Here is a 13,422-nt window from a genome sequence, read left to right as displayed (position 1 = left end):
ATCATAAATACTGAACTTTTCATACTGAGGTCTTATTTTGTCGCTTACCATTCAAAATGTGTTCGCAGTAAAGTACTATTACGACCACCTATTCACTTAAAAAATAATACAGCGCTGCTGCCTTAGTAAGGCGTTATTGTTATACGTCGTTACTGTTAAATGGAATCAACTATAGTTGAAATACTTTAAAGTCGCTACCGTATTGCTGGTATAAATTTTTTGCAGCCTCTGTCTGCGTAGGCACAGCAAGCAAGAAAAATTTGTACCAGCAATACGTGTTGTATCGATATTACTTTTCACCGACTATATATCTCGATTAGCGGTTAAATAAAACACCCTCGACTGTTATAATGTTTGATAAGAATACACTCATTAAATGCAAAGGATGTAACCATAAAATCAAGGATTACAATGGATAATAAAGAGATCGAAGATCGCAACACCACTCACAGTATGAGTCATAACCCTAACCAAAACGCCAATTATGACAACGGTTTAAAAGTTCGTACCGAGGTAATGGGCGCAGAGCACGTTAAACGCTCGCTTGACTCGGCGACGTCCTTTACTCAGCCATTACAAGACTGGATCATCGAACACGCTTGGGGCAGTACGTGGCAAGATGACTCAGTACTGCCGCGCAAATATCGCTCGCTTATCACTATTGGTTTTTTGATTGCTCAAAAAAGCCCAAACGAGCTCAAAGGACACATTCGAGGGGCGATTAATAATGGTGCGAGTGTCGCTGAAATTCGAGAAGTCTTGATGCACAGCTTGCCTTATTGCGGTGCACCTGCCACTCAAGAAGCGTTTCGTGCCGCCATAGAAGTGCTAAATGAGTTGAATATTAATATAGATAAATGAAACTATGCTAAATCGCGTATTCATAGTAGCCTTAATAAGGTAACCCTCATACAATTGCATAAAAACTGCCAACCTGATATCTGCTATAATAACTCGATTCATAAAGCATTCTAATAATTCCATAAACCCTTATTCTATCAAGGGTTAAGAGATAATTTTATTATGACAAACGCCGTACAAACGCACATGCCTGCTGCCCGTGCAAAACCCAAAAAAGCCATCCAAGGCGAAAAATTACGTGGCTACGATAAAGTTGCACGTATTCCAATTAAAATCATCCCGACTGTCGAGGCAAAGAAAAAGCCAGATTGGATTCGGGTAAAGCTGTCTTCACCTGCTGAAGTCGCACGTATCAAATCTACCTTGCGTGAGCAAAAGCTTTACACCGTTTGTGAAGAAGCTGCCTGCCCTAACCTGCCGCAGTGTTTTGCCGATGGTACCGCCACCTTTATGATTATGGGTGATATCTGTACGCGTCGTTGCCCGTTCTGTGATGTCGGACATGGTCGCCCCAATGAGTTAGATAAAGATGAGCCGCGCCATACTGCTGAGACCATTCAAGGTTTGGGTCTTAAATATGCCGTCATTACCTCTGTTGACCGTGATGATTTAAAAGATGGCGGCGCCGCGCATTTCGTTGAAGTATTGAACGAATCTCGCGCACTCAGCCCAAATTGCTTAATCGAGATTTTGGTGCCAGATTTCCGTGGCCGTATGGATATAGCGTTAGACTTATTGACTGAAACTGCGCCTGACGTCTTTAACCACAATATCGAAACGGTGCCTCGTTTATATAAAGCCTTCCGTCCAGGCTCTGATTATCAGCATTCATTAGACTTGCTCAAGATCTATAAAGAGCGTCGCCCTGATATTGCCACCAAATGCGGCTTTATGGTTGGGCTTGGTGAAACAGAAGAAGAAATCTATAAGCTACTTGATGATCTAAAAGCGCATAACGTCGATATGATTACCGTTGGTCAGTACTTACAACCAAGTAAAGACCATGCGCCAGTCGATCGCTATGTGCATCCTGATGAATTCCAGCGTTATATGGACTATGGCAAAAAGATTGGCTTCTTTAACATTTGGGCAGGTCCTATGGTGCGCTCAAGCTATTTTGCTGATCGTCAATACTACGGCGAAGATTGCCCAGCACCTATCCGTAGCAAAAAAGCCTTAGCAGCAGAAGGTAAGCTTGGCTGTTAAGTGAGAGTCGTCACTATATCAACGTAAAATGACGAATCTTAAAATATACAAAGGGCGAATAGCAGATATCTACTATTCGCCCTTTTCTATGCTTCTAAATCTTCTGTTTCACTTAAAGCAGCAGCGTTTCAATGTTAAACACTTAAAGCGGTTGGCGCCTTACTACCTTTTATATTAAACGCCGCGATACCCAGTACTATTACGCCACCTATTACACCTGTGATAAGCCCAGGATAAATCAGCAATAATGCACCTAATGCCAATATTAAGCGTGTAACGACATTCATGTCACTTTTAAAATAACCCTCTAACGCCGCGCTAAGCCCAATCACACCAATGACAGACGTCACAACAGCAATAACAATATCGATTACAGGTGGCAGAGGAAACGCTTTAGCCGTGACAGCAAGATCTGTCGGGTCAATCATCAACATCGCAGGATTATAAATAAACATAAACGGGACGATAAAACCTGCTAACGCTAACTTTAATGACAAGTATCCTGTTGTCATCGGGTCACCGCCAGAGATACCAGCACCAGCAAAGGCTGCTAGACAGACTGGCGGGGTAATGTTAGCAAACACGCCAAAATAGAAGACAAACATATGCGCTGATAAAATAGGAATATCAAACCCAGCTAAAGCTGGCGCTGCCATGGTTGCGGTAATGATATAAGCAGGAATGGAGGGCAATCCCATACCCAAGACCATCGAAGCTAGCATAGTCAAAATCAAAGTAAGCAATAAAGACCCTGCACCCAAGGTGACAATTGAAGAAGTCATCACCGTACCAAAGCTGGTCAAACTGACTACTCCGATGATAATACCCACGACCGCACAAGCTGCCATCACTGCTAATGACTGGCGAGCACCATCTTCTAGAGCACCCAAGATATCCTTGAAGCCCATGCGTGTCTCTTTGCGTAGCATACTGATGACGACAGTAAAGCCAATGGTATAAGCAGCGGCATAACCTACTGGTACATTTTGTATTAATAAATATATCAAAAACACAATCGGCAATAGCATATGACCGCGCGCTTTTAATACCTCTTTTACCTGCGGCAGACTCTCTTTTGCCATGCCTTTTAAGTCTCGGCGACCGGCACGAAAATGTACCTGTGCGATAACGCCGAGATAATAGAGAATAGCAGGTAATAACGCCGCCAAAGCAATGGTGCTATACGGTAGGCCTGTTGTCTCCGCCATAATAAAAGCACTGGCACCCATGATAGGCGGTAATATCTGACCACCGACTGAGGCACTGGCCTCTACTGCCCCAGCAAAATCTTTATGATAACCGACCTTTTTCATCAAAGGGATGGTAAACGCGCCGGTACTGACTACGTTTGATAAGGCTGAGCCATTGATACTGCCCATAAAGCCGCTTGAAATCACAGCAACCTTAGCAGGTCCGCCTTTTTTATCCCCTGCCAGCGCCAATGCCAAATCATTAAATAGCTGACCCATTCCAGAACGCGCCAAAAATGCGCCAAACAAAATAAACAGAAAGATAAAAGTCACTGACGCGCCAATCGCAACGGAGTACAGTCCTTCAGTCTTCAAAAATAGCTGACCAAAAATATCGCCAAAATCATATGGCCGAGTGAGCAAACGATTTGGCATAAAGTCTAAATGACTTATAAATGGATAGAGCAAAAATATCGACGCCAATATGGGCAATATCCAACCAGTGATGCGTCGACTACCTTCAAGGACACAGATGACCGTAATAATAGAAAATATCACATCGACCGAATTTGCCATACCACCGCGAGAAGTCACAATTTCTTGGTACTCATATATGAGATAGGCCATCCCAGAGAAGGACAGTAAAAACCAAATCCAGTCATACCATGCCACTTTCTTACGGCTGCTTTTTTTACTGGCAGGGAAAATCAAAAAAATCAAAGCAAACCCAACGCCCACATGCACAGAGCGCTGTAGTAGTGAGGGCATTGGATTAAAGGTGATGTATAAGTGAAAAATGGAGTAGAAAATACAGATCGCAGCAATAATATACTTCACTGGACCTTGGGTGATATGACGCGTAATAGATTCTCGATCGTATTTTTCTAATATCGCCTGTGTGACACTAGGATCAACATCATCGTCATCGTCAACATCAGTATCTACATGAAGGTCCGGATGCTTCGACAAATTGGCATCTTCGCTAGACATGGTGGATGCGCTATTGTGATCCGTCACTTGAGAGTTCATGGCACAAGTCCTTATTAAATCTATCCATTATATTATACGCTTTGGGCGTAATCGTTACCTCTGAGTAATCTGGCACCCATTGATGAATCAAAATCCGATAGGCAGCATAATCAATTTCACCTTTAGTTAGCCGGGATACCACCCAGTCCAGATGAGGGAGTCTTTCATTGATTTGATAACCTACATAGCCAGGTTTTTGTACTGAAGCAAGCGCTTCAGTTGATGGGGTGCCCGCACCGAAAGCTTGAAAATAGGTGGTGGTCAGCAGTAACCCATCGCTTTCGCGAAGATACTGCTCCTCCCACCATTGTTTTTCTACAGAATGTATCCATCGCAGTTGGAAGTTGGGTTCGATGAAATAACAGACCACTTTATCAGATTCATCAGTATCCTCAACGCCATCAACTCGCACTTCGATTACAGACTGGCGTGTAGACACGGCCCATAGCGTAAAAAAAACTAGCGCAACAATAAGTGTTGCGCCAGTTAATAACCATAGCCATGAGCGCTTATTTAGCTGCTTGCTCATCATAGTATTTTTTGGCTCCTGGATGAATAGGCGCTACCATACCTTGCTGCGCCGTCTCTAAACTGATATCAGCGGCCGCTTGGTGGGCATTTTTCAAACCTTCTAAATTATCAAATAAAGCTTTGGTCAGTTTATAAACGTCATCCTCAGACATATCAGAACGCACTAATAAGGCGTTCATGACAGCTGTTGTTGGAATAGCAGCATCATTACCATAGGTACCGGCAGGAATCTCAAAAGTCTTAAAGTAAGGTTTGGTCTCAATAATTTTTTTAAGCTTATCTTGATTGATGGTGACCAACTGCAACTTAATGCCTTGCTCTAGCTCTAATAATGAAGAGTTTGGTAAGCCACTACTAAAAAATGCCGCCTCAATTTTGCCAGCTTTCATCGCATCTGCAGCATCAGCAAAGCCTAAATAATCCACCTCGACATCATCATAAGTCAAGCCAAACCCTTCTAGTAATGTCCGAGCATTCACTTCTGTGCCAGATCCTTGATCGCCAACAGCAATACGCTTGCCTTTTAAGTCTTCAATATTTTTGATTCCAGAATCTTGAGTGGCAACCAACTGAATTACGTTAGGATACAATACGGCAATTTGTTGAATATTAGTGATTGGCGCATCAAAGTTATTTTTACCTTCAACCGCATCAGTGACCACATCACTAAGGGCCAATACCATATCAACTTTACCTTGTGTCAACAGATTGACGTTTTCTACTGAGGCGCCTGTCGTTTGAGTCTTTGAGTTGACGCCAAAGGTTTTGGCATAAATCTCTGCCAAAGACGTCCCGATAATATTATAAGGACCTGACGCGCCGCCTGTAGCGATAGTAACAAATTTGGTTTCAAGCTTGTCATTTGCTGTGGCAGCGGTGTCAGTAACAGCGCCATCGGCAGCCGTACTGTCAGTAGCTGCGCTATCAGTAGCCGCTTTGTCTGAACAGGCAACCAGCATCATACTAGCTGCTATCATTGCCGCAAGTAAAGGCGTTTTATAAATGGACTTCATTATTTTCTTCCTTGATAAAATAAAGCAAATGGACTTATAAAAGTATGACTCGAATATGATAGCGCTATCCATATTCGTCATACTAGCAACGTGCTATTTTAGATGGCTTTTTAATCACTCTGTTGTAACGAGCTCGCCATAAAAAATAGTCTATCTAATTAAAACATGAGAAGCTTTATATTGCTATATTGTTTTTCTCGCTAGCCCTTATCCTGACTATAAATCGAGATTTATTCAGAATTGAGAACTACTATTTACTAAATACCACCTTCTTGTTTCGCTAAGCGATACTAAGTTTCATATTGTAAGTTATTTAAACAAACTTTAACCGCCTTGTAAACCTTTATATCTATAAGGACATACCCCTACTGGAATATTTACAACTCTTTTCACCATGACATAATTTGATATAAGAACAGTTGTTAAGAGATATTCTAATAGCACGTTCATATTTCCTTTGTCATCAATATTGAGTTCTAGTAAGATGACTTTTTAACTGTCTTGATGTATATAGTTGAAATACTTTAAAGTCGCTACAGTATTGCTGGTGTAAATTTTTTGCAGCCTCTGTCTGCGTAGGCACAGCAAGCAAGAAAAATTTGCACCAGCAATACGTGTTGTATCGATATTACTTTGCACCGACTATATAGATAGCAAAAAGTAGATTGTAGATTTTGGCACCTCTGCTCAGCACGATATAAAATTTTAAATATGTCTCCTCATAACACCGATCAACCTGAAAGGAAATCTGATGAAGAAATTATTTGCATCAACAGCATTACTAGCAACATTTGCGTTAGCGGGCTGTGCCACAACGGGCGGCAATACCAATGCAGGAACAGCAATGGGTACTGCAAACGAGATCGGTATGAACGTTTTTAAAGCGGCTATCGACAATCAATGTCGCAGTCAGATCGAACAGCAAAACGCGTGGCGTATTGCCAGTGTTGCTATGACTGAAGCGCAAGAAGAAGCGGTAAAAGGCAGGGTTTGCGGCTGCGTCAGCGAACAAGCACCACAGCAAGTCACTTTTATTGAATTGGGCAATGCAGCCATAGACCCACAATATCGCGTGCAATTGGTGGCTAGAGTCGTCGCGAAATCATTGCAGAGTTGTTATTCGAGTATCGTTAAATAAGCAGTTTATTAGGGCGTATTGAACATTTATAATTTCAACCATAGATAAGCACAAGCGAGTGCCAGTCCATATATAGTTGAAATACTTTAAAGTGGCTACCGTATTGCTGGTGTAAATTTTTTGCAGCCTCTGTCTGCGTAGGCACAGCAAGCAAGAAAAATTTGCACCAGTAGTACGTGTTGTATCGATATTACTTTTCACCGACTATGGTTGTTGGTGGACTTAAAGATGACTGCTTCGCTATTTTTTTTACCATCAATTTATCCACAATGTTCAACACGCCCTACTTTTTTTACATTCTAAACTTTACTTTCTAAATCAAATGCGCCTTTAACTCAAGCACCTTATCACGTGTTTTTGCCGCATCTTCAAACTTCAAGTCACGCGACATCTGCTTCATGAGCTTCTCAAGGCGATTAATTTCTTTGGCGAGCAAATCAGGACTGCGTAAGATACTGATATCAACATCAGGTAGATTGCTTTTGACCGGAATCGCTTGATTATCATTGGCATCAAGGTCATCGCCCGTATCGATTTTATCCGTGATACTACGGCGAGCACCTGTTGGCGTAATGTTATGCTCAAGGTTAAATGCCACTTGTTTTTCGCGGCGACGATCCGTCTCATCAATCGCTTTTTGCATACTATTGGTAATACGATCGGCATAAAGAATCGCTTTACCATTAATATGACGGGCAGCACGACCAATAGTCTGAATCAAGGCACGCTCAGAGCGCAAAAAGCCCTCTTTATCTGCATCAAATATCGCGACCAATGACACCTCAGGCATATCAAGACCTTCACGTAGCAAGTTAATGCCGACCAGCACATCATGTACACCAGTACGCAATTCATGAATAATCTGCATGCGCTCAAGGGTATCAATATCCGAATGTAAATAGGCGACTTTGACATCATATTCTTTCAGATAACTGGTCAAATCCTCTGACATTCGCTTAGTCAAAGTCGTAATCAGTACGCGCTCATCTTTTTCACGGCGTTTGGTAATCTCAGACAACACATCATCGACTTGCGTCAATACGGGACGAATCTCAATCTCAGGGTCAATCAAACCAGTCGGACGCACCACTTGCTCGACCACTTGCTCGCTATGCTCAAGCTCATACAACGCAGGCGTAGCGCTGACATAAATGGTCTTGGGCTTAATACGCTCCCACTCTTCAAACTTCATCGGACGGTTATTCATCGCACTCGGTAGACGAAAGCCGTAATTGACGAGATTTTCTTTACGTGATCTATCGCCTTTATACATCGCGCCAATTTGCGATACCGTCACGTGCGATTCATCAATGAATAGCAGCGCATCTTCTGGAATGTAATCAAACAACGTCGGCGGCGCTTCACCTGACGGGCGACCAGACAGATGCTGTGAGTAGTTCTCAATACCGTTACAGTAGCCGAGCTGCTGAATCATCTCAAGGTCATACTGGGTACGCTCTTTGAGACGTTGTGCTTCAATCAGTTTATTATTTTCACGAAAATACTCTAACCGCGGCTCAAGCTCGGCGCGGATGGTATGACTGGCAGCTTCCAGTTTATTACGCGGTGTCACATAATGTGATTTTGGATAGATGGTAATGCGCGGTACAGTACGCACCGTTTTGCCCGTTAAAGGGTCAAACCAAGTAATTTTTTCCACTTCGTTATCAAACAAATGTACACGCACAGCCAGCTGCTCGGACTCAGCAGGATAGATATCTAGTAGCTCACCGCGCAGACGATAAGTACCACGCCCAAAGTCCAGCTCGTTACGCGTATATTGCATCTCAACCAGACGCTTAATCGTCGCGGTGCGGTCTATTTTGTCACCGACGACGACGTGGAGCAGCATTTTCAGATAACTTTCTGGATCACCCAAACCATAAATGCATGATACCGATGCGACGATAATTGCATCACGACGCTCAAGTAGTGCACGTGTGGCTGACAGACGCATCTGGTCAATATGATCATTAATGGCGCTGTCTTTTTCGATAAAGGTATCGCTCGCTGCGACATATGCTTCCGGCTGATAATAGTCATAATAACTAACGAAATATTCAACTGCATTATTAGGGAAAAACGATTTAAATTCACCATATAACTGGGCGGCAAGCGTCTTATTATGCGCCATGATAATGGTTGGGCGTTGAGTCTCAGAGATGACCTTTGCCATGGTATACGTCTTACCAGAACCCGTCACGCCCAGTAATAACTGCTCATCCATACCAGAATTGATACCGTTAACCAGCTTTTTGATCGCTTGCGGCTGATCCCCCGCAGGCTCAAATTCGGTAACCATCTCAAAGGCACGACTTGATATTTGCGTACCAGACGCATTAACACCACTAATTTCAGCTTCGCCTTGTAGCTGAGTGGCCAATTGGTTTAACTGACGCGATGAGCGCGGTTCAGGCATTCGCATAATGGCTGTCTTCCTGATTTTTTATAAGAGGTTAGGTTTATAACAATATGGGGTTAAACCTTTATTTTTAAAGGTCATTTATTGCGCTAAACGCCCACAAATGGATGCAAAAACACTCAATAAACAGCATAAAAACTCAGGTATAGTTCAATGACAATTAATCAAGGAAAGAGTTATGAAAGGTCACTGTCTGTGCGGTTAGGTGTTGTCTGAAGCATTAAACGGGTTTTGAGCGCGAGAGCGACCAACGCCACTCGTATCAGCGTGCGGCGTTGGCTCATGTGTTTGAGTCGGTTTTGACGGTTTTATATAATCGAGTTACTCTAGAGTAGATACAACGCTGCTCGAATGAATATCTCTTAAAATGACTCGATCATCGCTCTTTCAAAATAGTTTTTTTAAACCGCTTAACTTTGTGTTTTTGTAGCGGTGACTCTTGCATTCCCTTGTTTATCTGCCAGCTTGGCGATATCACAGTTGATGCGCTGCGATCCTTCCATACGCCTCTTTTTACGCTCCAAGCCTGCGTCAAATCGGCATTGCTGCATGGCATCTGTAATCTCAAGCTCAGGTGCCGGTGTTGGCTTACCTTTATCATCAATCGCGACCATCGTAAAATAGCAGCTGTTGGTATGGCGAACTTTACGCGCACGGACGTCCTCTGCCTCAACCCGAATACCAACCTCCATTGAGGTTTTGCCAACATAATTAATACTAGCTGCAAACGTCACCAACTCGCCAACATAAATAGGCTCACGAAACATCACTTGATCGACCGACAGTGTCACCACATAACTACCGCTATATCGACTGGCACAAGCATAAGCAACTTGGTCCAGCATCTTGAGCAAATCTCCACCATGGACGTTACCAATAAAATTGGCCATATCAGGTGTCATCAGCACTGACATATATAGCTCATGGTTTAACGGGACTCTTTTAGCAGTAGAGCTGGTGTTATATTGCGACATAATATTCCTTAACGGGGGGGGGAGGTGAAAACCTATTATTAAGTGTTATTTATACAGCAGCAATTGCGACAGCGCAAATATAGTCTATTCACGTTAAGTAATAGACTATATTTGCCAATGAAAACGATAAGCAAGCCAAGCCACGATAGTACTCACGGAACCCGTTAAGATACCGCCCCAAGCAAAATCAACCAAAGCGGTTTCCAGAGTAAAGCCTTGGTATAATGCTAAGCTGGTAAAATCATAAGTGCCGTAAGCCATCAGCCCTATTAAAGCACCCAGTAAGAAAATATGGTGAAGTGGCGCATTTGATCTAATTTGTGGATAGAGAATAATAATGCACAGTACCAGCAGATAAAACAGATAAAACACACCAGCGGCAATGATATTTGGCTCATCGGCAAGCAAATGTCCAATACGCTTTTCATAAAATAGACCCGTCATAGTCTTAAGCCAAATGGCATCAATACCCAAAAATATAACAAGGGAGGCAAGATAGATATAAATATAACCCATAGTAATATCCTTTTATAATAAGGACTAAAAATTTAGCCTATGAATGCCATGCATCAATATTGTTTGGCTTTACTGCGGTGACTTGCACTACTCCAATCGTACGCTCCAAAAACCCCCCTTCGCAGTAACAGAAGTAAAACTCCCATAAGCGAATAAACGCCTCATCATAACCGAGTGCTTTTACCTCTTCACGCTGCGACATAAATGCTCGGCGCCAATCTCGCAGCGTAAAAGCGTAGTCAAAACCATAATCATGCAACTGCTTGATGACCATATCAGTCTGTTCGGTAAATTGCGTATTTAGCTCTTGATTGGACAGCAAACATCCACCGGGGAAAATATGCGTCTGAATAAAATCAACAGATTTTATATAGGTCTGATAATTTTGATCATTAAAGGTAATGGCTTGAAGCACCATTAAGCCGGTTGGCTTCAGCAGGCTATTACATTTGGCAAAAAACGTCGGCAAATACTCGTGTCCGACCGCCTCAATCATCTCAATACTGACCAATTTGTCATACTGTCCTGCCAGCGTGCGATAGTCTTGCTTCAGCAGGGTTATTTTATCCGACAGTCCGGCCAATTCGACACGGCGCTGAGCCTCTTCGTATTGTGCGTCTGAGATAGTCGTCGTTGTTATTTGACAACCATAATGCTGTGCCGCATAAATGGCAAAACCGCCCCAACCAGTCCCGATTTCTATCACATGATCTTCAGCCGTGAGTTGTAGACGCTCACAAATCAATGCCAGTTTGTGCTGCTGCGCCTCCGCTAAGCTCGTCTCTGGATTTTTATATACCGCCGACGAATACATCATCGTATCATCTAAAAAACACTGGTACATGGCATTACCCAAGTCGTAATGCGCTAAAATATTGGACTTTGAACCCGATTTGTCATTGCTGCGCAGCTTATGATTTGCCCGCTCAAACGTTTTACTAATACCTGCAAAACGGCTTTCTAATTGATTAAGCACTGCCAAATTACGCGCCGCCAGTCGAATCAAACCCGTCAAATCATCCGTATCCCATTCGCCATTGATATAGCTGTCCGCTAGCGCAATAGAGCCGCCAAATAATAACTGACGATAGACGCGGCTATCATGAATGGTCAGCGTCACATCTAAGGGGTGACGACCGATGGCTGAGCTACTTATGTTATCAGAAGAGGTTTTGCCAAAACGATGTGGCTTAGACGCTGGTCCAGCAAAGTCTTCAATGATAGTAATACTGCCAAATTGAATATGCGTCAAAGCACGGAATATGGCTTTTTTTGCCAGATAATTCACGCTATTACTGACTGGCTGCAAAATAACACTGTCATTAACCGTTTGACTGATGCGAGCAGTGAATTTTTCTAGTTTTGATGTGGGTGCTTTGCTGGTTAGTCTTGCTGACATCATTTATTCATCCTTGTATAAGTATTCAATCGTAAGCGCTCTACCTTAAATCATTGAATCATTGAATCATTGGCATAATTAGTTAATGTTCACTATTATTACCATTGTGCTGCTGGCTATCGGCTAATGTTTCATCGTAATTAATATAGGGTACTTTTTTAATGGCATAAAGTTTAAAAGCGTGTCCATAAATACGCATTAAAGACGTTACATTCATCAGTGGATTTTTGCGCAAACTTTCATAAATCGTCGACGCTGTCATTGGAATACCTGACATTTTAATACCCGTTTTTAATACCTCACCGCGCTTATCGCTGATATTTATCGCGATACGAACGTCCAAACATTGGTTAGAATGCTCGTTTCTCTCAAATCTCACTTCATTTATAACCGTATTTTTTATTGCACTCTTAATCGTTACTTGCCACTGATACTGCTGGTCAATGGGATTAAAAGGTGAGACATGAAAATCTTTATCATGACAAAAATCAGTATTTACGCCATCTAATAAGAACCCATAATAATGACGTTTGTCCCATGGCGTATTAGATACTTCTGCCAATAGATGGCTAGGTTTTTGCTCTATATCAAAACCCAAATAGAAATTCACTGGACTAAAATAAATACCTGCATTACGGCAAACAAGCATGCCAATCATATCGCCTGTTGGCGCACTACCCGTCCGTTCTGTAAATGCCTGAATTAAACGTTGTTCTATTGCTTGGACATCTGTTAAATATTTTTTCTTATCATCAATCTCTTTATTTTTACTTAGGCTATTTTTATCTTGTGTGCTTAACCCTTGCAAATAATCCTCAGGATAAAACTGTTGTAAGGCTTTTTTTGTCCCAGAAAATAGCAATAGTTTATTCAATGATAGTTTTTTTAGGAATTTATTATCGATAAATGGTCTGATATCCACTTCTGGCAATACTTGCCCTGCTGCTAATGCGGTAATATTAACGCCCCAATAACGATAAGGGTAAGCGAATTTATGCATACTCGGCAGCAACCGGCTGTGCCATGTTGTCCCGTGAAATATTTGGTGTGGTAAGCCCTTAGCATCATCTGATAATGTATGTTTCGCTTGTATACTCTTAGACTGTGCTGATGCTGTCATACTGATTACCCTCAATTGGCAAC

11 protein-coding genes are annotated in these 13,422 nt (G+C 42.4%); 3 read left to right on the top strand and 8 right to left on the bottom strand.

Translation table 11 applies throughout. The features are described from left to right. The first annotated feature begins 453 nt into the window (after nucleotides 1-453). Entirely contained in the window at nucleotides 454-861 is a 408-nt protein-coding gene (locus tag PSYC_RS03920; protein WP_041757966.1) for a carboxymuconolactone decarboxylase family protein, read from the top strand. Nucleotides 862-1,023: 162 nt separating this feature from the next. Further along, the gene (gene lipA / locus PSYC_RS03915) at nucleotides 1,024-2,067 is read left to right on the top strand and encodes a lipoyl synthase (protein ID WP_011280030.1); all 1,044 of its coding nucleotides are present in this window, start codon (nucleotides 1,024-1,026) and stop codon (nucleotides 2,065-2,067) included. A 134-nt stretch (nucleotides 2,068-2,201) separates the two neighbouring features. Here the strand turns inward: lipA and PSYC_RS03910 are convergent, their stop codons facing one another. From PSYC_RS03910 to PSYC_RS03900, 3 genes are read right to left on the bottom strand one after another with little or no spacing between them, the layout of a single operon-like run. Beyond that, a complete protein-coding gene (locus PSYC_RS03910) occupies nucleotides 2,202-4,286 on the bottom strand; it encodes a TRAP transporter permease (protein ID WP_011280029.1) in 2,085 nt (694 codons plus the stop codon). Beyond that, on the bottom strand, nucleotides 4,258-4,818 hold the full coding sequence (locus PSYC_RS03905; RefSeq protein WP_041757560.1) for a DUF1850 domain-containing protein: 561 nt from the start codon (nucleotides 4,816-4,818) through the stop codon (nucleotides 4,258-4,260). The genes PSYC_RS03910 and PSYC_RS03905 overlap by 29 nt, the downstream gene beginning before the upstream one ends. Then, nucleotides 4,796-5,830, bottom strand: a complete 1,035-nt coding sequence (locus PSYC_RS03900; RefSeq protein ID WP_011280027.1) for a TAXI family TRAP transporter solute-binding subunit — start codon at nucleotides 5,828-5,830, stop codon at nucleotides 4,796-4,798. The genes PSYC_RS03905 and PSYC_RS03900 overlap by 23 nt, the downstream gene beginning before the upstream one ends. Before the next feature lie 751 nt (nucleotides 5,831-6,581). Here PSYC_RS03900 and PSYC_RS03895 point away from each other — a divergent pair. After that, nucleotides 6,582-6,968, top strand: a complete 387-nt coding sequence (locus tag PSYC_RS03895; protein WP_011280026.1) for a hypothetical protein — start codon at nucleotides 6,582-6,584, stop codon at nucleotides 6,966-6,968. A 313-nt stretch (nucleotides 6,969-7,281) separates the two neighbouring features. Here PSYC_RS03895 and uvrB read toward each other — a convergent pair whose 3' ends face one another. The 5 genes from uvrB to PSYC_RS03870 form a co-directional block, all read right to left on the bottom strand. Next, on the bottom strand, nucleotides 7,282-9,393 hold the full coding sequence (uvrB, locus tag PSYC_RS03890) for an excinuclease ABC subunit UvrB (RefSeq protein WP_011280025.1): 2,112 nt from the start codon (nucleotides 9,391-9,393) through the stop codon (nucleotides 7,282-7,284). A 407-nt stretch (nucleotides 9,394-9,800) separates the two neighbouring features. Beyond that, the gene (locus tag PSYC_RS03885) at nucleotides 9,801-10,364 is read right to left on the bottom strand and encodes an acyl-CoA thioesterase (protein ID WP_011280024.1); all 564 of its coding nucleotides are present in this window, start codon (nucleotides 10,362-10,364) and stop codon (nucleotides 9,801-9,803) included. Between the two features lie 105 nt (nucleotides 10,365-10,469). Further along, nucleotides 10,470-10,880 carry a DUF2177 family protein gene (locus tag PSYC_RS03880; RefSeq protein WP_011280023.1) on the bottom strand — a complete coding sequence of 137 codons (411 nt, stop codon included), beginning with the start codon at nucleotides 10,878-10,880 and terminating at the stop codon, nucleotides 10,470-10,472. Between the two features lie 37 nt (nucleotides 10,881-10,917). After that, nucleotides 10,918-12,282, bottom strand: coding sequence for an SAM-dependent methyltransferase (locus tag PSYC_RS03875; protein WP_011280022.1), 1,365 nt, complete (start codon nucleotides 12,280-12,282; stop codon nucleotides 10,918-10,920). A 79-nt stretch (nucleotides 12,283-12,361) separates the two neighbouring features. Continuing rightward, nucleotides 12,362-13,399, bottom strand: a complete 1,038-nt coding sequence (locus PSYC_RS03870) for a DUF1365 domain-containing protein (protein ID WP_011280021.1) — start codon at nucleotides 13,397-13,399, stop codon at nucleotides 12,362-12,364. Between the last annotated feature and the right edge of the window lie 23 nt (nucleotides 13,400-13,422).

The sequence above is a fragment of the Psychrobacter arcticus 273-4 genome (assembly GCF_000012305.1).
Lineage (GTDB): Bacteria > Pseudomonadota > Gammaproteobacteria > Pseudomonadales > Moraxellaceae > Psychrobacter > Psychrobacter arcticus.
Note: the sequence above shows the minus strand (reverse complement) of the source record. Positions and strands in the feature narration are given on the sequence as shown.

Excerpts from the sequence above, each read along its gene's own strand:
- PSYC_RS03920 (WP_041757966.1), top strand. The coding sequence starts at position 454 with ATGAGTCATAACCCTAACCAAAACGCCAATTATGACAACGGTTTAAAA.
- lipA (WP_011280030.1), top strand. The coding sequence starts at position 1,024 with ATGACAAACGCCGTACAAACGCACATGCCTGCTGCCCGTGCAAAACCC.
- PSYC_RS03910 (WP_011280029.1), bottom strand. The coding sequence starts at position 4,286 with ATGAACTCTCAAGTGACGGATCACAATAGCGCATCCACCATGTCTAGC.
- PSYC_RS03905 (WP_041757560.1), bottom strand. The coding sequence starts at position 4,818 with ATGATGAGCAAGCAGCTAAATAAGCGCTCATGGCTATGGTTATTAACT.
- PSYC_RS03900 (WP_011280027.1), bottom strand. The coding sequence starts at position 5,830 with ATGAAGTCCATTTATAAAACGCCTTTACTTGCGGCAATGATAGCAGCT.
- PSYC_RS03895 (WP_011280026.1), top strand. The coding sequence starts at position 6,582 with ATGAAGAAATTATTTGCATCAACAGCATTACTAGCAACATTTGCGTTA.
- uvrB (WP_011280025.1), bottom strand. The coding sequence starts at position 9,393 with ATGCGAATGCCTGAACCGCGCTCATCGCGTCAGTTAAACCAATTGGCC.
- PSYC_RS03885 (WP_011280024.1), bottom strand. The coding sequence starts at position 10,364 with ATGTCGCAATATAACACCAGCTCTACTGCTAAAAGAGTCCCGTTAAAC.
- PSYC_RS03880 (WP_011280023.1), bottom strand. The coding sequence starts at position 10,880 with ATGGGTTATATTTATATCTATCTTGCCTCCCTTGTTATATTTTTGGGT.
- PSYC_RS03875 (WP_011280022.1), bottom strand. The coding sequence starts at position 12,282 with ATGATGTCAGCAAGACTAACCAGCAAAGCACCCACATCAAAACTAGAA.
- PSYC_RS03870 (WP_011280021.1), bottom strand. The coding sequence starts at position 13,399 with ATGACAGCATCAGCACAGTCTAAGAGTATACAAGCGAAACATACATTA.